This window comes from Salinispora sp. H7-4, from assembly GCF_013416675.1.
Taxonomy (GTDB): domain Bacteria; phylum Actinomycetota; class Actinomycetes; order Mycobacteriales; family Micromonosporaceae; genus Micromonospora; species Micromonospora vitiensis.
Genome location: NZ_JABZED010000003.1, coordinates 330,604 through 351,817 on the forward strand (window position 1 = coordinate 330,604; position 21,214 = coordinate 351,817).

A 21,214-nucleotide genomic window follows, 5' to 3' on the forward strand; every position below is an offset into this window, starting at 1 on the left:
AAGTAGCGGGGACAGGATTTGAACCTGCGACCTCTGGGTTATGAGCCCAGCGAGCTACCGAGCTGCTCCACCCCGCGTCGGCTCGTAAACGTTAGCGCACTACCCCGGGCCAACGCAAAACGTCCTCCGCCGAGCCCCCACAACAACGCCCCCGGGGAATCCCGGAGGGCGTCGTTGATCGTACGTGCTGGGGTCAGCCGCCCGGCGACGGTGAGCCCGACGGTGCCGTGGTCGGCGTGGCAGCGGGTGGCGACCCCGCTGCCTGCTCGAAGGCCGCGGTCGCCTCATCCAACGCCTGCAGCGCCCGGCCGTAGCGCTCGAAGTCGCCGGACTCCTGCGCGGCCCGGAGCTCCACGATCGCCTCCTGAACCCGCTGGGCCGCCGCCGCCACGTCGCCCGTGAGCGGGGGTGGGGTAGCGCTCGGAGTCGTCGGTGTCGGGGTCGGACCCGGGCTTGGGGGCGTCTCGTCGTCGGAGGGTGGCGGCGATGGTGCGCCGGCCTCTTCGCCCTGCTCGACGAGCTGTTTGATGCCGTCGGTGAGGTTGTCGGCCAGGACGACGAACGACCCACCGTCGCCGTAGGAGAGAAGCACCTTCTGCAACAGGGGATAGGCCTGCTGTTGGTTGCTCTTCACATAAACCGGCTCGACGTAGAGCATGCCGTTGCCGAACGGCAGGGAGAGCAGGTTGCCGTACTGGACCTGTGCCTGGTTCGACGAGAGCAGGTTCAGCTGCTGCCGAATCTGGGCGTTGTTGGTCATCTGCTGGTGCACCTGCACCGGGCCGGAGATCCGCGTGTCTTCCGGCAACTCGTACACCTCAAGCCGCGGCTTGCCGTCCACGTACGAGCCAGACATCAGCGCCGCGAGGTTCTGCCGTCGGTTCGGCGTCACCGCCGAGGTTAGCTGGAACCGCGGCTCCTCCTGCCCCGGCATCTGGGTGAAGAGGTAGTACGGGGGCTGCTTCTGACCGCTGTCCGGCGCGTCCGGCACGTTCGGCACCTGCCAGAAGTCCTGCCCGGAGTAGAAGTCACCAGGGCTGGTCACGTGGAACCGGGTGTACACGTTTCGCTGCACCTTGAACAGGTCAGCCGGGTAGCGGAAGTGGGCGCTCAGCTCGGTCGGAATCTCCGTCTTCGGCTTGATCAGGTCGCCGCCGAAGGCCTTGTTCCACGCCCGGAGTACCGGGTCACCGTCGTCGAACTCGTAGAGGGTGACCGTGCCGTCGTACGCGTCGACCGTCGCCTTGACCGAGTTCCGGATGTAGTTGATGTTTTCCCGGGCCTGCTGGAAGGTGCCCCGGTTGGTGAGCTCGTCGGTGGTCTCGGTCTGGAGGTTGATCCGCTCGGCGTAGGGGTAGGTCGCGGCGGTGGTGTAGCCGTCGATGATCCAGGTCACCCGGCCATCGATCACCGCCGGATACGGGTCGCCGTCCACGGTGAGGAACGGGGCGACCTTCTCCACCCGCTCCCGGGGGTTACGAACGTAGAGCAGCTTCGAGTTCTCGTTGACCGCCTCGGAGAGCAGGAAGTTCGACTCCTGCTCCTTGATCGCGTAGAGCAGCCGGCGACCGAACGAGCCGACGTCCACACCGCCCGAGCCGGTGTAGGTGTAGTAGGACTCGGATCCGTCCTCGCCGACCGGCCGGTCGAACTCGGCGGGGCTGGCCTCCGGGTTCGTCTTACCGACGATGGCGTAGTCGCCGGCCTCCATCCGCTCGCCGTAGTAGATCCGCGGCTGGCTGGCCGGGATCTGGTCGACCTGGGCCGCGCACCCCTCCTGCGACCGCTCCCCGAGGAAGCCGGAGACGAAGTACGGCTGGCCACCGCAGACCACCCGGTTCGCCGGGGCCGCGACCAACCCGTAACCGTGGGTGTAGACGGTGTGCCGGTTGATCCAGTTGCTCTGCTGCGTGGTCAGCTCGCCATAGTTGATCTCACGGACCCCGACCACGTAGTCCTGGGTCGCCCCATCGACGGTGTAGCGGTCGATGTCGAGCTTGGGGCCGAAATCGTAGAAGCCGCGGACCTGTTGAAGCTGCGTGTACGTCTCGCTGACCAGCTGTGGATCCAACAGCCGGGCATTTGGCACCACCGCGGTGTCGGTGGCGAGACTCGCCGGTGGTTGCAGGTTACTCGCCGCGTATCGCGTGGTATCGGCCTCGCCCAGACTGAAGGCCGCCCGAGTCGCCTCGATGCTGCGCTCGATGTACCGCGCCTCCTTGTCCCGGGCACTCGGCTTGACCTCGAAGGTCTGCACCGCCCACGGATAGATGCCGCCGATGGCGACCGCGGAGACCCCGAGCAGGGCCAGCGAGATGCCCGGCCAGACCAGGTTCCGCATCCAGGCGTTGGAGAAGACGAGGACCGCGATCGCCACGACGACCGAGATGTAGGCGAGGATCTCCTTCGCCGGAAGCAACGCGTTGACGTCGGCGTAACCGGCACCGTAGACGTTGGCGCCGTCGTTGTACTCCAGCAGCATCGTCCGCCGGTCGAGCACGTACGCGACGGCCTTGAGCAGCACGAAGAGCGCGATCAAACTGCTCAGGTGCGCCCGCGCCGCGGTGCTCATCCGGTCCCCCACGCCCTGGAGCCGGATCCCGCCGAAGACATAGTGCACCGCGAGCGCCCCGAGCAGGGCCAACACCACGGCGGTGAAGGCGGCCCCGAGCAGATAACGCCAGAACGGCAGGTCGAAGATGTAGAAGCCGATGTCCACCCCGAACTCCGGGTCCTTGACTCCGAAGTCCCCACCGTTGCGGAACAGCAGCCACTCGCTCCACCTGCCCTGCGCGGACAGCCCCGCGAAGAGGCCGACCACGACGGCGACCGTCGTGAACCAGATGCCGAGCCGAGGGCTGAGCAGCATCCGGTACCGCTCCAGGGTGGCCTGCTCCGGCGACTGCGGTCGCAGCCGGGGCCGCAGGCGATGCGCCAGCCAGAGGTTGCCACCGACGATGGCCGCCATGGCCAGGCCGACCACGAGGAAGAGCAGCAGCCGGGTGACGAGCACCCCGCTGAAGACCGCGGTGTAGTCGACCTCGCCGAACCAGAGCCAGTCGGTCCAGGCCTGCACCCCCCAGCCGAGCAGGGTGAAGAGCACGAACACCCCGACCAGGACACCAATCGTGACGCGTCCGCGTCGGCTCATCCTCGGCATGGGGGCGCTGCTACGCATAACCACTGTTGGCTCCGCACGTTCGATTGATCGGCTCCGACCAGGCCACCAGAGTACGGGGTCTTCCCAAACCTGTCGTCCGCGGTCACGCCGAGTGCCGGCGGTTGGGTCAGCAGCGGGTCGGTTCGCCCCCTGCTCGCAGCTCCTCGAGGGCGGTCAACGCGTCATCCAGCGTCGCCACCCTGAGCAGCGGCAGGTCCGGCTGGCGGTTGCGGACCGCCTCGGCGCAGTTCTCGGCCGGGACCAGGAAGGCGGTGGCGCCGGCGTCCTTGGCGCCGACCAGTTTCTGGGGGATGCCGCCAATCGGGCCGACCCGGCCCAGGTCATCGATCGTGCCGGTGCCCGCGATGATCTGCCCACCGGTCAGATCCTCCGGGGTCAGCTTGTCGATGATGCCGAGGGCGAACATGAGCCCGGCGCTCGGGCCACCGATGTCCGTGAGGTCGATCGTCAGCGTGAACGGGTGCGGTTGCTGCTGCTCGATCCCGATCCCGATCCGGGGCTTGCCGTCCCGCTCCTGGGTCGTGATCCGCGCCGTCGCGGGGGTCCCGTCGCGGGTGTAGCCGACCTCCAGGACGGTGCCGGCCGGCTCGGCCTGGATCAACTCGGTCAGCCGGACGGCCACCGGGACCGGCTGACCGTCAACGGAGGTCACCACGTCGCCCGGACGGAGCAGACCGGCCGCGGGCCCGTCCACGGCCACCGTCTTGACCTGGACCGTCACCGGGAATCCGAGCTCGCGCAGCGCGACCGTCTCCGCGCTGGACTGGGAGGCCTCGAAGTCCTCCGCGTTGCGTTCCTCGACCTCCTCGCGGCTCTCCCCCGGCGGGTACACCAGTTCCCGCGGTACCACCGCCTCGTCGTCGGAGAACCAACCCTGGATCGCCCCGCGCAGCTTGACCGAGGGCTGCACCCCCACCGTGGTCAACCGCAGCTCTCCCGCCGAGGTGAAGGTCTCCCGGTCCTTGACCTGAATGACCTCCTTGTCGTCCTCGACGCCCAGCGTGTTGACGGTGGGGCCGGGACCCAGCACCACGTACGGAATGGGCGCCGCGAGCACACCGATGCCGAGCAGGGCAACAAAGATGGCACCGAGCAGGACGGTCATGCCGCGACGTCTCATGCGGCAGAGCGTACCGACCGGGTGCGCTGGCACCGGCGGACCTTCCAGGACTTCACCGTTGACGCGATGCCAGCCGACGCGACCTGGGGCGCGGCGCGCGTACCGTAGACCCCGTGCCTGATATTCCGTTCGGTTTCGCGCTCCCCGGTGGCCAGCCACCCGACCCCAACGACCCCGCGCAGATGCAGCAGTTCATGTCCCAGCTGCAGCACCTGCTCGCCGCGCCCGGCAGTGGACCGGTGAACTGGGACCTGGCCCGCCAGGTGGCGGCGAGCCAGCTCAGCGCCGGTGGTGATCCGGCTGTCTCGCCGTACGAGCGCAACGCGGTGGAGGAGGCGCTACGCCTGGCCGACCTCTGGTTGGAGTCGGGCTCGGCGCTCCCGTCGGGCATCCGCGCCTCGGTGGCGTGGAACCGGAATGAGTGGATCTACAAAACCCTCGACGTCTGGCGCAAGTTGTGCGACCCGGTGGCCAGCCGGATGGTCGGCGCCATGGGTGACCTGGTGCCGCCGGAGGCGCGGGCCCAGCTCGGCCCGATGCAGTCGATGGTGGCCACCCTCGGCGGGGCCCTGTTCGGGGGCCAGTTGGGCCAGGCCCTCGGCTCGCTCGCCGCGGAGGTGCTCTCCGCCGGCGACATCGGGCTGCCGCTCGGCCCGGCCGGCACGGCGGCACTCGTCCCGGCCAACATCCGGGAGTACGGTGCCGGGCTGGAACTGCCGGAGGACGAGGTACGCCTCTACGTGGCCCTGCGCGAGGCCGCCCATCAGCGCCTCTTCGAGCACGTGCCGTGGCTGCGCGGACACGTGCTCAACGCGGTGGAGATGTACGCCTCGGGCATCCGGGTCAATCGCGAGGCGATCGAGGAGGCGATGGGTCGGGTCGACCCGACCGACCCGGAGTCGATGCAGGCGATCGCGCTGGAGGGGATCTTCACCCCGGAGGACAACCCGGCCCAGAAGGCGTCGCTGGCCCGGCTGGAGACGGCCCTCGCGCTCGTCGAGGGCTGGGTCTGCCACGTGGTTGACAGCGCGGCCGGGGAGCGGTTGCCCAACGTCGTCCGGCTCGGGGAGGCGTTCCGGCGGCGGCGGGCCGCCGGAGGTCCGGCCGAGCAGACCTTCGCCGCCCTGGTCGGCCTGGAGCTTCGGCCACGGCGGCTGCGCGAGGCGGCGGCGCTCTGGGCGGCCCTCACCGAGCACCGGGGGATCGCCGGGCGGGATGCGCTCTGGGGTCACCCCGACCTGCTGCCCTCCGACGACGACTTCGCCGACCCGGTGGCCTTCGCCCAGGCCCGGCTCGATGCGGACGAGCTGGAAAGCTTCGACTTCAGCGCGCCGGGTGGCCCGCCGGAGAAGGCCCCCGGCGAGCCCGGCGGGGAGGACCCACCCACCGCCAGCTGACGCTCCGGACCCGGCGCGGTCAGCGCAGGATGCCGGCGGCGGCGAGCAGGGTGCGGGTGGCGTCCCAGCCAGCCAGGGCGGGGTCAAGCCGGGCCAGGTCGGCCGGACTGCGCAGTCGATGCCACCCCGCGGTGACGGCGAGCTCGCCGGGGTGCGGCGCCGCCGCACGCACCGCGGCGGGCACCGCCCGATCCAGGTCCAGCGCCGGTAGCCACTCCGGTAGGGGCAGTCGGGCCGCCGCACCGAGCAGGCCGGTGTCGGCACCCACCACCGGGGCCACGGCCATCGGCCGGGTGGTGAGCGGCCGAAGTAGCTTGCCGATGGTCAACCCCGGCAGGTCCGGGGCGTCCCCGGCGACCACGGCCACCTGGTCGTATCCGTGCCCGGCCCCGGCACGGTTGACGTTGGCCGGCCGGCTCGGCCGGGCGGTCCGCCCGCAGCTGGCGAGGACGGCCGCAACGGTGGGACGCGGGAGCTGGTAGACGGTGGTGCCGGGCCAGACCACGGCGTCGGCCAGCCACCGGTCGGCCTCGGCCACGGCAACGGCGGTCTCCACCTCGTTCAGCGTGGCGAGTAGGTCAACCACGTCCTCGGCGAGCGCCGTCCGCCAGTCAGTCGGGTCGATCTCCGGCGGCGTCCAGGAAACCGGCGCGAGTAGGGCAACCACCAACCGTCGTACCACGCACCGACCCTACGCCCCGCCGACCGGGGTCAGGAGGAGGCGACGGCCGCGACGCCCTCCAGGTAGCCGCGGGCCCGTTCGGTCTTCGGGTACCGGCCGACGAGCTGCCAGAACCGGGCGTTGTGACTCGGGACGATCAGGTGGGCCAGCTCATGCAACAGGACATAGTCGATCACCCAGTCCGGCATGTCCTGCAGCCGGTGGGAGATGCGAATCGTCCGATCGGCTGGGGTGCATGAGCCCCAACGGCCGGTCTGATTGGTCACCCAACGGACGCTGGCCGGGATCGCGTCACGCCCATGGTCGGCCAGGTAGAGGGCGATCAGTCGAGTGGCGCGGGCGAGCAGTTCGTCGTCGGACCGGACCAGCCGGCCCTCCCGGGCGGCGAGCCGAGCAAGCATTCGGTCCACCCACTCGCTCTCCTCAGCTCGGGAGAACTGGTCGGGGATCAGGACGACAACCCGCTCGCCGTCGCGGTACGCGGACACCGTGCGCCGGCGGCGCTGGCTGCGCCGCACCTCGACCACCGGCTTCCGCGGTGCTGCCATCAGCCGGCCGTGCCGCCTCGGATTCCTGCCACGAGGAAAAGTTACTTCGTGGTGGCCAGGGGTCCGCAAGGGTCAACCCGCGACACGCGCCCGAAAAATAAGCGTTGGTCGCCAGGAGTCCCGAAATTTTTCCGCGTTAGAGTGCTCGGGAAATAGTCCGAAGGCAAGCCCCCGCACCAGGTGATCACGTCGGCTCCCGTCACCTGTGGGCACCCTGCGCCGTTTTTCAGGGCATCCGTCCGGCGTGTCCCCACCAAACTCACTTATCCAAGCTAATTCGCCGTGCACACTCTCGTCGTCAACTTGCTCACAGTGTCGATGAGGAGTTGACATGGAACCCCCCAGTCCTGGGTAGGGTCCGCGGACCAGTGGTCACGCCTGTGACCACGACGGAAGGCCTAGCGCCGGCGCCCTCATGGCCCGCCGCTGGAACCCCGCCGGATGAGCGTTCGCCGGTGGACGAGACGAGGAGGCACCCGTGGCCGACCAGGCCCAGACTTACAACGGCTACTGCGTCAAGTGCAAGGAGAAGCGAGACTTCGAGGGGCGCGTCGAGGTTTCCAAGACCGGGATGAACATGGCCAAGGGCAAGTGTCCGGTGTGCGGCACAACAGTGAACCGCATTCTGGGTAAAGCGAAGGTCTAACGCCTTTCTGGGTGGTGGAAGGGCGATCCTTCCACCACCCAGCCAATGTCGGTTGCCGGACAGGCGGGTCCGCGGCCTGTGGAGAACCCACCACTTCCTGTGGAAAACCCCGGGCCGGACTCCGCGCACCTGTGGACAACGTTCGACGGAAAGCTCAGACACGATCACTATTCGTACTCATGAGCCTTACCGCCCTGCCCCGGCCAACCCTGCTACCCGGTCTCACCCGCCTCTGGCGGGACCGACACACGCTGCAACTGGGTGTCGATCCGAGCCGGGCCGTCCTGCTGGAGCTGGCCAACCCCCGCACCGCCCGCCTCCTCGACCTACTCGACGGCGCGCACAGCGAGCGGCACGTCCTGGACCAGGCCAACCGAATCGAGGTGGGACGAGACGAGGCCCGCACCCTGCTCGAGGCGCTCCGCACCGCCGGCCTGGTCGTACCCGCGCACACCCTCCTACCCCGTGACCTGACCGGTCCGCCACGAACCCGGCTCGCCGCCGAGGCCGGCGCCCTCGCCCTGGCCAACCAGCGAAGCGCCGGCACGCCCGCACAGGTACTGCGCCGCCGTCGCACGGCACGGGTGCTGGTAACCGGCGCCGGTCGCCTCGGCGCTCCCGTCGCCGTCGCCCTGGCCCAGGCCGGGGTCGGGCACGTGCAGCCACGCCTGGCCGGCCCCGTGGCGCCGGCGGACCTCGTCGGCACCGGAATACCCGCCGCCGACCTCGGCCAGCCACTCACCAACGCAGTCCGGGACGCCCTCGGCCGCACCGCCCCCGGCACCGCCACCGGCCCGCTCCGACCCGGCCGGATCGACCTCGTGCTCCAGTGCGGTACGGACCGCCCGGCTCCCCTGCTCGCCGCCGCTCACCACCAACGCCGGCAGGTACACCTGCTGCTCGACCTCCGGGAGGGCGTGCCGGTCGTCGGCCCGCTGGTCCGGCCACCGACCGGTCCCTGCCTGAACTGCCTCGACCTGCATCGAAGGGACCGCGACCCGGGCTGGCCGACGCTCGCCGCCCAGCTCGCCGGCGGCACACCGGAGTGGGCCTGCGCGACGACAACGCTGCTCGCCGCCGTGGCGTACGCCGCCAGCGAAGCCCTGGGCCACCTCGACGGCGGCGTCCCGGCCACCGTCAGCGGTTCCGTCGAGGTCACCGCCGACGGCCGGCTACGTCGCCGGCATTGGGCACCCCACCCCTCCTGCACCTGCTCCGGTCGCGGAACGTGAGGCGCCGCGCTCGCCGTCGCGGTCGGTCACAATAGCCAGGTGACCGAAATCCCGCGCCGGGCCGTCTCCCGGACCGCCAAGCTCGCCACCCTGCCGCTCGGCTTCGCCGGCCGGACCGTCCTCGGTGTGGGCAAGCGCGTCACCGGGCTCGCCTCTGACGTAATCTCCGCGGAGATCCAGCAACGTACCGCCGAACAGCTCTTCAGCGTCCTCGGGCAGCTCAAAGGCGGCGCGATGAAGTTCGGCCAAGCGCTGTCGGTCTTCGAGGCGGCGCTACCCGAGGAGATGGCCGCCCCCTACCGACAGGCGCTGACCAAACTCCAGGAGGCCGCGCCGCCGCTACCCGCCGCCTCCGTACACCGGGTGCTCGCCGAGCAACTCGGCCCGGACTGGCGGGACCGGTTCGTGGAGTTCGACGACACACCGGTCGCCGCCGCCAGCATCGGGCAGGTACACCGTGCGCAGTGGCGGGAACCGGGCTACGACGCGAACGGCGCGCCGAACACCCGCGACGTGGCGATCAAGATTCAGTACCCCGGCGCGGGGGAAGCCCTGCTCACCGACCTCAAACAGCTCTCCCGGCTCGGTGGGATGTTCCGGGCGATCCAGCCGGGGCTGGACATCAAACCACTCCTCACCGAGCTCCGGGAACGCATCACCGAGGAGCTCGACTACGAACTGGAGGCCGAGTCGCAGCGCGCCTTCGCCACGGCGTACGCGGATGACCCGGAGATCTGCATCCCGGCCGTGGTCGCCGCGTCGCCTCGGGTCCTCGTGACCGGGTGGGTCGAGGGAACTCCGCTGTCTCAAATCATCCGGGAGGGCTCCGAACAAGAGCGGGACGAGGCCGGCCGGTTGATGGCCACCCTGCACCTCTCCGCGCCCATGCGGGCCGGGCTGCTCCACGCCGACCCGCATCCGGGCAACTTCCGGTTGCTGGCCGACGGCCGGCTTGGGGTGGTGGACTTCGGCGCGGTGGCCCGGCTACCCGAGGGGACCCCCGAGCCGATCGGCCGCATCGCCGGACTGGCCTTGCGGGGAGATGCCGAAGAGGTGATGGCCGGCTTGCGTGACGAGGGCTTCGTCAGCAACAGCGCGGCGATCGACGGGCCGGCGCTGTTGGACTTCCTCCAACCGATGCTGGCGCCGGTCGCCGCCGAGGAGTTCCGGTTCACCCGGGCCTGGCTACGAGCTGAGGCGGCCCGGCTGGCCAACCCTCGCTCCCCCGCCTACCAACTCAGCCGACACCTCAACCTGCCCCCGTCGTACCTACTGATCCACCGGGTCACGCTCGGCTCGATCGGGGTGCTCTGCCAGCTGGAGGCGAAGGCGCCGTACCGGGGAATCCTGGAACGCTGGCTACCCGGCTTCGCCCCGATAGCGTGATGCGGTGACGGGCGCATCCGGCGGTAGCCGAACGCGCCCGTCCCAGCGGTGTTAGCCAACGGGCCCGCTCCCCACCGAAAGGGAAGCGGGCCCGCTGTCTAACCGATGCCCAACTCGCGCGCCGACCGCCTGCGAGCGGCCATGGCGACGGTACGGGCGGAGCGATAAGCCTCAGTGCTCGTGGTGGTGCGACCGGCCTGAGGCCGGAGCATTCGAGCCCTCGACAACACTTCGTTCAGTAATTGCAGTTCGAAACCGTTCGATTGCTTCAGCATCCTCGTCAACTTTCTCGTGGCCAGTGCGAACACCGGCGAAGGGTGGAACAGATCGGGTGGTTGTCAGGCCGCCAGCCGGACCGTGTCGCGCCGGGCCAACCCACTGGCCTCCAGTCGCGCCTCGGCCTCGACCCGGAGCGTGGCGTCTCGGGCAACATCTTCCTTACGGGGACGGCCTCGGGGCCGCTTCCGCGGGACCACCGCGCCACGCTCGAAGATCTCGCCACCCCAGACGCCCCAGGGCTCAGCTCGCTCCACCGCGCCAGCAAGGCACTCGACGCGCAGCGGGCAGTCCCCGCAGAGCGACTTGGCCACCTCAAGCTCGGGGGGCGAGTCAGAGAACCACAGGTCGGGGTCGAACTTCCGGCAGGGCAGGTTCGCCTCCAACTCGACGCTCAGGTCGAGTGGGGCCAACGCCAGACTCATCGCCCGGTCACCTCTCTCTCACTTTTCGATCTCTTGGATCGCATTTCCGACATACTTCGGCGGGACAAAAACTAAGGCCGCGGATCCCGGTATGCGGGTTCCGCGGCCTCAAGGTGAGCCGGTGGTCTGGATCAGACCGGTCTACCTCGAGGTGGAACACCGCGGACGTCCATGCGCCGCTTGGCGCTATCAACGCCCTTGCCCGTGAAACCACTGGTGCCCTGGGTGCCGCATGGCGCCAGCGCGAGAATCAGCTCGGCCTGGGTCTCGACCTGGTGCGTCTGCGGAGCCAACGGTCGCGCAGCGGTGAGGGCCACCTGGACGGCCGACAGCGGAGCGACGGCAGCGGGGGACACCAACGGACGCGCGTTGTTGTAGATCTCCATTGGGGCCACCTCCCTGACTTTCTCTCGTGCCGACCGAATCACGCCCGTGAGCAGCCCGAATGCCGCCGCTCGCGAGGTATGCCCCGAGGCTATGCCGCGCCCAGGGGCGAGGGCAAACGAATTTACGGCAAGATTTCGGAAGTTTTCTCTGGGCAGACCTCGTCCACCGTCGCGCCGGCTACCAAGGCAAGCACCGCCTCCCCGTAGAGCCCCAGCTTGCGGGCCCCGATCCCCGCGATCGCGGTGAGGTCGCGGGGCTGCTGCGGGCGCCGCTCCGCCAACGCGACCAGGGTCGCGTCGGTGAACACCACATAGTCCGGTACCCGCTGGCCGCCGGCCACCCGACGCCGCCACTCACCCAGCCGCCCGTGCAGCTCCTTGTCCAGGTCAGACGGACAGGCGGTGCACCGGCCCAGCTTGCGCTCCGCGCCAGCAAGCAGCGTCGTACCGCAGACCCGGCAGGAGACGATCTGGGTACGCCGACGTTCCGCCCGCCGTACCCCGCTCGCACCGGCCCGCCCACTGGTACCGGAGGAGTCCAGCCGGGGCAGGAAGCGACAGGGCCGCCGGGGACGCCCACCCGGTGCACGGGCTGAGGCGTACGACAGCCAAAGCCACTCCCGCGCCCGGGTGATGCCCACGTAGAGCAGCCGGCGCTCCTCCTCCACCTGCTCCGGTGTCTTCGCGTAGGTGGTGGGCAGGGTGCCCTCGGCGAGGCCGACCAGGAAGACGGCATCCCACTCCAGCCCCTTCGCCGAGTGCAGGGAGGCGAGGGTGACGCCCTCCACCGTCGGCACGTGCTGAGCGGCGGCCCGGCGGGCCAGCTCATCGGTGAAGTCGGCCAACGTGGCCGGCCGCTCGACCGCGGCAGCCGGCCCGATCGGCAGCACCGGGGCGCTGGCCGCGTACTCCTCGGCGAGTTGGACCAGGGCGGCGAGGGCCGCCCACCGTTCCCGGGCGGCGCCACCAGCCGGCGGCGCATCCGGTGCCCACCCGACCGCGGCCAGCGCCTCGACCACGGCCGCCGGCAGCGGGGTGTCACCGGGAAGGGAGCGGGTGGCGGCGCGCAGCGCGACCATCGCCTGTCGTACCTCGGTGCGCTCGAAGAACCGCTCCGCACCCTGCACCTGGTACGGCACCTCGGCCTCGGTCAGCGCCTCCTCGTACGCCTCGGACTGCGCGTTGGTCCGGAACAGCACGGCGATTTCCCGGGCCGGAGTACCGGCGTCCACCAGGGCACGGCAGCGGGCGGCGACGGCGGCGGCCTCGGCCGGCTCGTCGGTGAAGATCCTCAACTCGGGCTCGGGGCCCGGCGGGCGCTGGCCGACCAGCTCCAGCCGAAGCCGCGCCTCAGTGCCCCGCGCCGGCGCGATGACCGAGTTGGCCAGCCCGACCACCTGGGGGGTGGAGCGGTAGTCGCGCACCAGGCGGACCACCGTCGCGCCCCGGTGCCGACGGGGGAAGTCAACCAGGTAGGACGAGGTCGCGCCGGTGAACGAGTAGATCGTCTGACTCGCGTCACCCACCACCGTCAGGTCGTCTCCACCGCCGAGCCACGCCTCCAGCAGCCGCTGTTGCAGCGGGTTGACGTCCTGGTACTCGTCGACGACGAAGTGCCGGTACTGGGCGCGTACCTGGTCGGCCACGTCCGGGTGTTCTTCGATTCCCCAGATCGCGGCGCGCAGCATGTCCTCGAAATCGATCACTCCGCCGGCGCGTTTGACCTTCTCGTACGCGGCGAAGACCTCGGCCACCTTCGCCGGCTCGTACGGGGTGTCCCGCAGCGCCCGGGCGGCCGCGACCACGTACTCCCCGGGCTCGACCAGGGACGACTTCGCCCACTCGATCTCGCCCGCGAGGTCCCGTACGCCGGTCCGGTCGGAGCGGATCCCCACCTTCGCCGCGGCGAGGGTGACCAGCCGGACCTTACTGTCCAGCAGCTCGGGCATCGCCCGACCGGCGAGCAGCCGGGGCGCGAAATAGCGCACCTGACGCAGCGCCGCGGCGTGGAAGGTGCGCGCCTGCGCACCCGGCACCCCGAGGGTGGTGAGTCGGCTGCGCAGTTCGGCGGCGGCCCGCGCGGTAAAGGTGACCGCGAGCAGGTGCCGGGCCAGGATCTCCCCGGTCAACGTCCGGTGCGCGATCCGGGAGGTGACCGCCCGGGTCTTCCCGGTGCCGGCGCCGGCCAGGACGCAGACCGGGCCGGCCGGGGCGGTTACCGCCGCCCGCTGCTCTGGGTCGAGGCCGGCGAGCACCCGGTCGGACGCTGAGTGGGACACCACAGCGAGGAATTGTTCCAGCCGCTCCCAACGTTGGTGTGGTTAGCCTGGCTTGAATCACGACCAACCCTTGGAGGTCTGCCGATGTTGACGATGTACTCCACGCCCTGGTGCGGCTACTGCCACCGGCTGAAGTCACAGCTGGACCGGGAGGGCATCGGGTACGAGGTGGTCGACATCGAGCAGGAGCCGGCGGCCGCCGAGTTCGTGATGAGCGTCAACGGCGGCAACCAGACCGTGCCGACGCTGCGCTTCGCGGATGGCAGCGCGCTGACCAACCCCACTATTCGTCAGGTCAAGGAGCACCTGTCGGAGATCTCCGCCTGACCGGTGCGGGCCCGTCGGGCGCCGGCTGGGCCGATGGGCTCAACCGGCGCCCGCCCCAGAGGTAGCTGCTGGCCAGGAGGGTGACCAGGCCCACCGCCACGAAGAGCAGCCGGTAGTCGACGACGCCGACGAGCAGTGCGCCACCCCCGATGGAGATGGCCCGCGGGCCGCTGATCACCGCGTCGGCGCCGGCGGCGACCCGGCCGATCAGCGGTGCCGGCGTACGCCGCTGGATCAGCGTGTGCAGGCCGACCATGGTGAGCGGCAGCGACACCCCGGCCAGCAGGAGGGCGGCGCAGCCCAGCCAGAGGTTGGGGTGGGCGAGCGTCAGCGCGGCCGACCCGAACAGCGCCACCCCCACGGCGAGCGCGCCGACCTCTCCCACCCGCCGGATCACGCCGGAGGAGACCAGCCCACCAGCGAGGCCACCGACTCCCTGCACGGTCACGAGCACTCCCACGAACGCCGCGTCGCGGCGAAGGCCGTGGTCAACGTAGGCGAAGATCAGCGACTCGCTGAAGCCCATCACCAGCGAACCGAGACCGTAGCCGAGCAGTGCCCGGCGCAGCGCCGGCTCGTCGGCCAGGTACCGCAGGCCCGCGCCGAGTTCGGCCGACCAGCGCGACGGGCGGCGCGGTCGCCGCGCCGCGCTGGACGGCTGGGTGCAGCCCCGGGGGCAGTAGCCGCATCGAGCCGCTCCGGCCGGTCGGTCGGGACGGCTACGCCCCGGTCGCGGCCGGGGCGACTCGGTGACTCGGAGCAGGCCCACCAGCACTGCCGCGGCCACGAAGCCGACGATCGCCACGCCGGCCAGCAGTCCGCCGCCGACGGCGGTGTAGAGGGCGGCCCCCGCCAGCGGGCCGAGCAACCGCAGTCCCTGCCGCACCGTCTGGAGCACGCCGTTCGCGTCGGCCAGCAACGCTGCCGGCACCAGGTGCCGCAGGAGGCCGCTGAGCGCCGCGCTGAGGGTGATGTACGACAGACCGTAGAAGATGGCGACCAGGTAGATGAGCCAGAGGTCGGTACGGTCTCCGACGGCGAACAACGGGGTGAGTAGGGCGGCCGTGACCAGGTTGGCAGCCACGAACAGGGGCTTGCGCGGATACCGGTCGACGACCCAGCCGACCAGGGGTGCCAGCGTCATCGGGGCGATGATCGCGAAGATGGTGGCCCCGGCCAGTCCACTCGACCCGGTCAGTTCCTTGACCCAGATGGCGAGCGCGAGCAACAAGATCGACTCGGCGGTCATGCTGGCCACCAGGCCACCGAAGAGCAGCCGGAAGTCCGGGCGGCGCAGGACGGTACGCATCTTCCCTCCGTCAGAAGTGGTACACGGCGTGCCGCCTTTGGTCGAGACACGCCCCCACCAGAACCTCCGGCGCCGGCCGCGTCGTTCCATACTGAGGGTTAGGGGCGAATTCAGAGAGTTACCGTCGCATCTACGACGGTCTACGGAAAAGAGGACACGTGCCTCCAGTCGCACCCAGCCCCATCCTGCGGCGCCGCAGGTTGGGCTCCGAACTGCGGCGGTTACGCGAGACCACCGGCCTCACCGGGGACCAGGTAGTCGAGCGGGTCGGTTGGGCCTCCGCCTCCAAACTGTCTCGCCTGGAGAATGGCCGCAGCCGGCCAGACCCGCAGGATGTCCGCGCACTGCTCGATCTCTACCGGGTCGACATCACACTGCGGGACGAGTTGCTGACCATCACCGGCGAGGCCGGCGACATCCGTGGCTGGCTGCGGAACTACCCGGTCATGACCCCACAGCAGCGCGGCTTCGCCGAGTTGGAGGCGGGCTGTGTGGAGATCTCGGAGTATCACCCGCTGCTCGTACCGGGGCTACTCCAGACGCCCGGTTACGCCCGCATTCGCATCGCCTCCGCCCGGGATGTCGACGAAGCGGCTGGCGAGCCGGATGGCACCGAGGACATCGAGACCGAGGTGGGCGCCCGGCTGGCCCGCCAGTCGCTGCTCACCCGGGGACCGGACGCACCCCGCTACACGGCCGTACTCGAGGAGACGGCGCTCGGGGGCCGCGCCGGGCCGGCCGACGTGCTCCGGGAGCAGCTCGGGCAGCTCTACGAGTTGGCCAAGCTGCCCAATGTCACGCTGCATGTGCTGCCTCGGGACACCCAGGCGAGCGGTTGGTACCTGCCGCCGACGGCGTTCTCCCTCTACCGGTTCACCGACCCGCAGGATCCCGAGACCCTGGCGATCGAAAGCGGGTTCTTGAACACCATGTCAACCGAGGCAAAAATCCTAAATCGCTATAAAGTGGTCTTTGAGTGGTTATGCACGGCAGCACTCCCCGCATCGGAGACTCTCTCCTGGCTGAATCAGGCCAGGAGACAGCCATTCGAGGCAGCACCCTCGTCGGCATCGGCGTTCGGGGCGGCAACACCGCCGGCCCAGCGCCGCCGACGCCCCGGGCGATTGACGGAACGCTGACCCACCGGCACCCAGCGTCGGTCCGTGCGGGCACTACTCGTCCATCGGCCGGTTCACACAGGAGTGCAACCATGAACGAAATCCACGACACGCCGACTGCCTGCCCCGACCTGGCGCGGGCAGCGTGGCGAAAGAGCACCCGCAGCCAGACCTCAAACTGCGTCGAGGTAGCGCCGCTGCCAGCCACGGTGGCCCTGCGGGACAGCAAGGATCGGGGCGGTCCGGTGCTGCTGTTCGACCGAGGTGAGTGGCAGAGCTTCCTGGCCGCGGCCAAGGAAGGCCAGCTCGACCGGATCTGACCCGCCTCCGTCGGGGCCGCCGGTGCGTAGGTGCACCGGCGGCCCCGCGTCGTCCTCGCACGCCAGGGCGGCGGTCAGTTCGGGCACCCGGCCCGGACGCCCCTCGCCCGATCGGCCAGTCTGCCGGCCCATCGCGGCATTTCGGTTGCCAGGCCCGCTACGCGGCGTAGCATGACCCGCAGTGACGTGGAACTTCCACTCCGTTCCCGATCGTCGCGGCACCCATCCGGAGACCGACATGCGGTTCCTGATCGTTCGCACCGACGTCCGCGCGGCGGCTGACGTGGACCTCACCACCGCCTGGGCCGGCGGCGGCCGGCTGCGCGACGAGACCGTCGCGCCCGAGCCACGCCGGCAGGTCGTCCACGCCGACGACCGCGAAGCCGCACTCCTGCTCGCCCGCGCCCTCGCCGCGGTCGGCGCGGTCCGTGCCGGCCGGCAACGGGTCAAGGTGCTCCCGCTCGACGAACCCCCGTCCGCCTGGCCGAGTTGGCCGGACGACCGAGGCGGCTGAGCGGTTACCCGTCCGTCGGAACCGGCCCGGCTCCCCGCCGTGCTCCTCACCCCAGCCGGTCTCGACGGCACGGTCCCCGGCCCGTGACCGTCGCGGCAACGGCGGTCGCGGGCCGGGACCACGTTCGGAACCGACCACCACCGCCCGGCGACGCCCGCCCGCAACCGCCAGCGGCGCCGCCGTCAACAGTGGCCGTCGAGCCAGTAGCGCAGCAGGAAGGACGCGATCGAAGACGACGGCGGCAGGACCAGCCGAGCCTCCTGGACGGCAACGCTCTGCCCGCCCAGCGCCGCGCTGACCTCGGACCGGGTGAACCAACGGGCCGCCGTGATCTCCGCCGGGTCGACCCGCACCGGATGCCGCGGGTCGGCCACCGCCTGAAAACCCAGCATCAACGAACCGGGGAACGGCCAGGCCTGGCTACCCACGTACGTGATATCCGTGACCGGGACGTCCACCTCCTCGCGTACCTCACGCAGCACCGCCGCCTCGGCCGACTCCCCGGGCTCCACGTAGCCGGCGAGGCAGGAGAAGCGCAGCTCACCCGGCACCCGCGGCCAGGCGGCATTGTTGCCCAACAGGCAGCGCCCATCCCGACCGGACCGCCCGTCGTGCACCAGGACGATCATCGCCGGGTCGGTCCGCGGCCACATCCGCTCCCCCGCCGGGGCAACCCGGGACCATCCGGCCTCATCCATCGTGGTTTCCTGCCCGGTCCGTGGGGAGTACCGGTGCCCACGGTGCCAGTTGAGCAGCGCCAGACCGGTGGTGAGCAGGCCCGCGTCCCGGTCGCTGAGCAGGTGGCCGACCTCCAACAGGTGCGCCGCGCGGACGCCGGGGAGCACCGGCAGGGGCGCGTCCACCGTAAACACTGGTACGCCATCGGGCTCAACGCCGAGGAAGATCGCCCGGGCAGCTGCGTCCGCCGGCACCTCCTCCGGGTCGACCAGCACCAACACCGGCGACTCCGGACCGGCGGACACCAACGCCCGCCCCACGTTGCCGCTGTCCAACACGAGCACCCGGCACCGTCCCCAGGCCCGACCCAACCAGTCGGGATCGGTACGCCGGTGTGCGGCCCGGTCCAGGGTGGAGCGGGCCAGCGCCGGGGCCGGGCCACCGTCTGTCACGGAGCCGCCGGTTCGGTCACAACCTCGGCGAGCGCCCCCAACTGCCCGGCGACCCGCTGCGCATCCCCCAGCACGACGGTGACCGCGCGGGCCGGGGCGAGGTACCGGGCCGCCGCGTCGGCGACATCAGCCACCGTCGCCTTCGCCAGCCGGGCCGCGTGCTCGGCCAAGAAGTCCAGACGCAGGCCACTACTGGCGTACGCACTGGTCAGCGCCGCCAGCCCAGCCTGGGTGGAGATGCCGAGCTGGAGCGTGCCGAGAGCGTACTGACGGGCCTGCTCCAGCTCCTCCGCACCCGGTGCGACGCAGGCCAGCCGACCCAACTCGTACTGGGTCTCCAGCAGCGCCGCACCGGTCACGTCGGTGGCCACCTCGGCGGCGGCGAGCAGGACCGACCCGGCGACCGAGTGCTCGACCAACGAGTACGGTCCGTACGTGTAGCCCTTCTCCTCGCGAATGTTCTCCACCCATCGGGACGAGAAGTAACCTCCGAAGATCAGGTTCGCGAGCTGCAGGGCGGCGTGGTCGGGGTCGGTGCGCGGCACCGCCGGCAGTGCGATCCGCAGCGACGACTGAACCGATTCGGGGCGGTCAACGAGGAGCAGCGGCCCCGGTTCCAACGGCGGCGTCGCCGGTAGCCCGACAACCTGACCGGCGCCATTCCACCCGCCGAGCGCCTGCTCGGCCGCGTCCAACGCCCGTTCCGGCTGGACATCACCGACCAGCACCAGGACCGCACCGGTCGGATGCACCCGCTGGTCATGCAGCTTCCGCAGCACGCTCGGACGCACCGCGCGGACCTGATCCGGGGTCGGTGTCTGCACCGCGTACGGGTGCCGGCCGTAGATCCGCTTGAGCAGGGCGGTACGGGCCAGGTGCCCCGGCTGGCACTGGGCCAGCTGGATCCGGTCGACCAGCCGATCCCGCTCGGTGGCGACCTCGTCGGCCGGGTAGGCCGCCGCAGTCAGCACCCCGGCCAGCAGCTCCAACATCCGGTCCAGGCCAGTCGCCAAGCCCGCGCCGGAGAGCATCAACCGGTCTGGGTCAACCCCGGCGGAGAGCCCACCACCGACCTTCTGCAACTCCGCGGCGATCTGCACCCCGGTCAGCGTCGTCGTACCGGAGAGCAGGGTCTCTGCGAGCATCGCGGCCCGGGCTGGATGCACCTGCCCGAACGGTATCCCGAGCCGCACCTCGACCAGGGGCACCGCCGGCCGGCGGACCGCGATCACGGTGAGACCGTTGCCGAGCCTCCGCTCGGCCTGCTTCGGCAGCTTCAGTTTCCGGGTCGGCCCGAGCGGCGGCAGGGCGCGCGAGGCGGTCGTCATCGCGGCGCTCACTGCTCCGCCCCCGCGAGCACCTCGACGGTGGCCCGACGCTGGGGGCGCAGGGTGGCGGCGGCGGTACGGATCGACTCCTCGGTGACCTCGCCGACCAGGCGGGGCAACTCGTTGAGCAGACCGGGCTCACCGCGTTGCTGCTCCAGGACGGCCATTCGTAGGGCCCGCCCCAGCACCGCGTCCGTGTCGCGCAACAGGTGCGTGGCCATCCGAGCCTGGGTACGGGCCAGCTCACCGTCGGCCAGCCCGTCGGTGGCCAGCCGGTCCAGCTCCTCATCCACCGTCTGCAGCACCTTGTCCACGTCACCATCGGGTGGCAGGTGTGCTTGGAGCAGGAGGGCCGTCGGATCGCGGACGTCGAACGGGTCCCCCATGAAGCCCAGATAACCGCCGACGCCGGTGACCGACCGGTCCCGCTGGACCAGCCGTTCGACCAACCGGGCGGCGTCCCCGTCGGTGAGCACCTCGGCGAGCACCGCGTACGGGAGGTAGCCGGCGAAGTCGCCGATCGGGTCCGGCACCCGCCAGGCCGAGGCGACCGCCGGCAGTGGGGCCAGTCGATCGGTGTACGACACCCGCCGCTCGGCGGTCAGGTCCGGCTCGGCGAAGCTTGGCCGGACCGGGGCCGGACGGGCCGGCACATCGCCGAAGTGCCGCTCGACCAGCTCGACCGCCTCGGCTACGTCGATGTCGCCGCTGACCGCCAGTACCGCGTTGCCGCTGGCGTAGTAGTGCTGGAAAAAGTCGGCGGCGTCGGCCACCGTGGCCGACTCAAGGTCCGTGAAGGACCCGTAGCCGTCGTGCGCGTTGGGGAAGGTGTCGAAGAGCACCGGTGGCAGGGTGAGCCACGGAAAACCGCCGTACGGCCGGTTGAGCACGTTGACCCGGATCTCCTCCTTGACCACGTCGACCTGGTTGCGCAGATTCTCCTCGGTCAACCGGGGGCCGCGCATCCGGTCCGCCTCAAGGAAGAGAGCCCGTTCGAGGGCGTTGCCGGGCAACGTCTCGTAGTAGTCGGTGTAGTCCAGGTGGGTGGAGCCGTTGAAGGTGCCGCCCGCCCCCTGTACGTGCCGGAAGTGGGCCAGCTTCTCCAGATTCTCCGAACCCTGGAACATCAGGTGTTCGAAGAGGTGCGCGAAGCCGGTGCGCCCCTCCGGCTCGGAGCGAATACCGACGTCGTAGACGACTGCCACCCCGATCACCGGGGCGCTACGGTCCGGGGTGAGCACCACCCGCAGACCATTGTCGAGTGTGAAGCGCTCGACGGGGTACCTCGTTGCGGGAATCGTCGCTCTGCGGGTGGTCGACACGCGTCGACCCTAACCCGTCCACGCGGACGCACCGATGGCCTCCCGCCGCACTCAGCCCACGGTCGCTGTCGGTTCCGGACTGCGCAGCTCAACCGGGGCCGCCGGCGCGGCCTTGTCCGGCACGGCGTGCCACGGGCTGAAGACGACGATCAGGGCGAGCAGTACCCCGACCCCGGCGACCGCCGCCACCAACAGTAGTTCCCGTACCGCGTCCAGGCCGCTTTGCCCCGTCATGCATACCCCTTCCACCCTGAGCGGACGGCGGTGTCATCCCCCTCGGACCAGCCT

Annotated in this window: 20 protein-coding genes and 1 tRNA gene; 8 read left to right on the forward strand and 13 right to left on the reverse strand. The window is 70.6% G+C overall.

Going from position 1 to position 21,214, the window contains the following annotated elements:
• Positions 1 to 3: 3 nt before the first annotated feature.
• The 3 genes from H0524_RS03455 to H0524_RS03465 form a co-directional block, all read right to left on the reverse strand.
• Positions 4 to 77 (reverse strand) — tRNA-Met (locus tag H0524_RS03455).
• A gap of 116 nt (positions 78 to 193) precedes the next feature.
• A complete protein-coding gene (locus H0524_RS03460; RefSeq protein ID WP_180197348.1) occupies positions 194 to 3,178 on the reverse strand; it encodes a UPF0182 family protein in 2,985 nt (994 codons plus the stop codon).
• 109 nt (positions 3,179 to 3,287) lie between these two features.
• The gene (locus H0524_RS03465) at positions 3,288 to 4,301 is read right to left on the reverse strand and encodes a PDZ domain-containing protein (RefSeq protein WP_180197349.1); all 1,014 of its coding nucleotides are present in this window, start codon (positions 4,299 to 4,301) and stop codon (positions 3,288 to 3,290) included.
• 182 nt (positions 4,302 to 4,483) lie between these two features.
• Here H0524_RS03465 and H0524_RS03470 point away from each other — a divergent pair, with 182 nt between their 5' ends.
• The gene (locus H0524_RS03470; protein WP_180197607.1) at positions 4,484 to 5,698 is read left to right on the forward strand and encodes a zinc-dependent metalloprotease; all 1,215 of its coding nucleotides are present in this window, start codon (positions 4,484 to 4,486) and stop codon (positions 5,696 to 5,698) included.
• 19 nt (positions 5,699 to 5,717) lie between these two features.
• Here H0524_RS03470 and H0524_RS03475 read toward each other — a convergent pair whose 3' ends face one another.
• Positions 5,718 to 6,380, reverse strand: a complete 663-nt coding sequence (locus H0524_RS03475; RefSeq protein ID WP_180197350.1) for a hypothetical protein — start codon at positions 6,378 to 6,380, stop codon at positions 5,718 to 5,720.
• A 29-nt stretch (positions 6,381 to 6,409) separates the two neighbouring features.
• Complete coding sequence (locus H0524_RS03480) at positions 6,410 to 6,928, reverse strand: M48 family metallopeptidase (RefSeq protein WP_026322487.1); 519 nt, start codon at positions 6,926 to 6,928, stop codon at positions 6,410 to 6,412.
• Positions 6,929 to 7,406: 478 nt separating this feature from the next.
• On the opposite strand from H0524_RS03480, the gene H0524_RS03485 reads away from it, so the two are divergent.
• From H0524_RS03485 to H0524_RS03495, 3 genes are all read left to right on the forward strand, one after another.
• The gene (locus H0524_RS03485) at positions 7,407 to 7,574 is read left to right on the forward strand and encodes a DUF5679 domain-containing protein (RefSeq protein WP_012014940.1); all 168 of its coding nucleotides are present in this window, start codon (positions 7,407 to 7,409) and stop codon (positions 7,572 to 7,574) included.
• A gap of 179 nt (positions 7,575 to 7,753) precedes the next feature.
• Entirely contained in the window at positions 7,754 to 8,806 is a 1,053-nt protein-coding gene (locus tag H0524_RS03490; protein WP_180197351.1) for a TOMM precursor leader peptide-binding protein, read from the forward strand.
• A gap of 39 nt (positions 8,807 to 8,845) precedes the next feature.
• Positions 8,846 to 10,192, forward strand: a complete 1,347-nt coding sequence (locus H0524_RS03495) for an AarF/ABC1/UbiB kinase family protein (RefSeq protein ID WP_180197352.1) — start codon at positions 8,846 to 8,848, stop codon at positions 10,190 to 10,192.
• Between the two features lie 338 nt (positions 10,193 to 10,530).
• Here the strand turns inward: H0524_RS03495 and H0524_RS03500 are convergent, their stop codons facing one another.
• The 3 genes from H0524_RS03500 to H0524_RS03510 all read right to left on the reverse strand — a co-directional run bounded on the left by H0524_RS03500 (position 10,531) and on the right by H0524_RS03510 (position 13,561).
• Entirely contained in the window at positions 10,531 to 10,893 is a 363-nt protein-coding gene (locus tag H0524_RS03500; RefSeq protein WP_018726079.1) for a WhiB family transcriptional regulator, read from the reverse strand.
• 131 nt (positions 10,894 to 11,024) lie between these two features.
• Positions 11,025 to 11,279: a hypothetical protein gene (locus H0524_RS03505; RefSeq protein ID WP_180197353.1), complete on the reverse strand. Its 255-nt coding sequence runs from the start codon at positions 11,277 to 11,279 to the stop codon at positions 11,025 to 11,027.
• A gap of 122 nt (positions 11,280 to 11,401) precedes the next feature.
• A complete protein-coding gene (locus tag H0524_RS03510) occupies positions 11,402 to 13,561 on the reverse strand; it encodes an ATP-dependent DNA helicase UvrD2 (RefSeq protein ID WP_180197354.1) in 2,160 nt (719 codons plus the stop codon).
• Between the two features lie 81 nt (positions 13,562 to 13,642).
• Here H0524_RS03510 and H0524_RS03515 point away from each other — a divergent pair, with 81 nt between their 5' ends.
• Positions 13,643 to 13,885 (forward strand): mycoredoxin, encoded by a 243-nt coding sequence (locus H0524_RS03515; RefSeq protein ID WP_018222747.1) that lies wholly within the window; start codon positions 13,643 to 13,645, stop codon positions 13,883 to 13,885.
• Here the strand turns inward: H0524_RS03515 and H0524_RS03520 are convergent.
• Positions 13,854 to 15,194 carry an MFS transporter gene (locus H0524_RS03520; protein WP_180197355.1) on the reverse strand — a complete coding sequence of 447 codons (1,341 nt, stop codon included), beginning with the start codon at positions 15,192 to 15,194 and terminating at the stop codon, positions 13,854 to 13,856. The two genes, H0524_RS03515 and H0524_RS03520, sit on opposite strands and share 32 nt — an antisense overlap.
• A gap of 158 nt (positions 15,195 to 15,352) precedes the next feature.
• Here H0524_RS03520 and H0524_RS03525 point away from each other — a divergent pair, with 158 nt between their 5' ends.
• From H0524_RS03525 to H0524_RS03535, 3 genes are all read left to right on the forward strand, one after another.
• Positions 15,353 to 16,333 (forward strand): helix-turn-helix transcriptional regulator, encoded by a 981-nt coding sequence (locus H0524_RS03525; RefSeq protein WP_026322488.1) that lies wholly within the window; start codon positions 15,353 to 15,355, stop codon positions 16,331 to 16,333.
• Positions 16,334 to 16,404: 71 nt separating this feature from the next.
• Complete coding sequence (locus H0524_RS03530; protein ID WP_180197356.1) at positions 16,405 to 16,632, forward strand: DUF397 domain-containing protein; 228 nt, start codon at positions 16,405 to 16,407, stop codon at positions 16,630 to 16,632.
• Between the two features lie 238 nt (positions 16,633 to 16,870).
• A complete protein-coding gene (locus tag H0524_RS03535; protein ID WP_018726085.1) occupies positions 16,871 to 17,146 on the forward strand; it encodes a hypothetical protein in 276 nt (91 codons plus the stop codon).
• Positions 17,147 to 17,328: 182 nt separating this feature from the next.
• Here H0524_RS03535 and nudC read toward each other — a convergent pair whose 3' ends face one another.
• The 4 genes from nudC to H0524_RS03555 are packed head-to-tail and all read right to left on the reverse strand — an operon-like array spanning position 17,329 to position 21,160.
• A complete protein-coding gene (gene nudC, locus H0524_RS03540; RefSeq protein WP_018726087.1) occupies positions 17,329 to 18,276 on the reverse strand; it encodes an NAD(+) diphosphatase in 948 nt (315 codons plus the stop codon).
• A complete protein-coding gene (locus tag H0524_RS03545; protein WP_018726088.1) occupies positions 18,273 to 19,616 on the reverse strand; it encodes a pitrilysin family protein in 1,344 nt (447 codons plus the stop codon). Before H0524_RS03545 ends, nudC begins: the two co-directional genes overlap by 4 nt.
• A complete protein-coding gene (locus tag H0524_RS03550; protein ID WP_180197357.1) occupies positions 19,613 to 20,926 on the reverse strand; it encodes a pitrilysin family protein in 1,314 nt (437 codons plus the stop codon). Before H0524_RS03550 ends, H0524_RS03545 begins: the two co-directional genes overlap by 4 nt.
• A gap of 51 nt (positions 20,927 to 20,977) precedes the next feature.
• Positions 20,978 to 21,160 (reverse strand): hypothetical protein, encoded by a 183-nt coding sequence (locus H0524_RS03555; RefSeq protein ID WP_018222739.1) that lies wholly within the window; start codon positions 21,158 to 21,160, stop codon positions 20,978 to 20,980.
• Positions 21,161 to 21,214 lie beyond the last annotated feature (54 nt).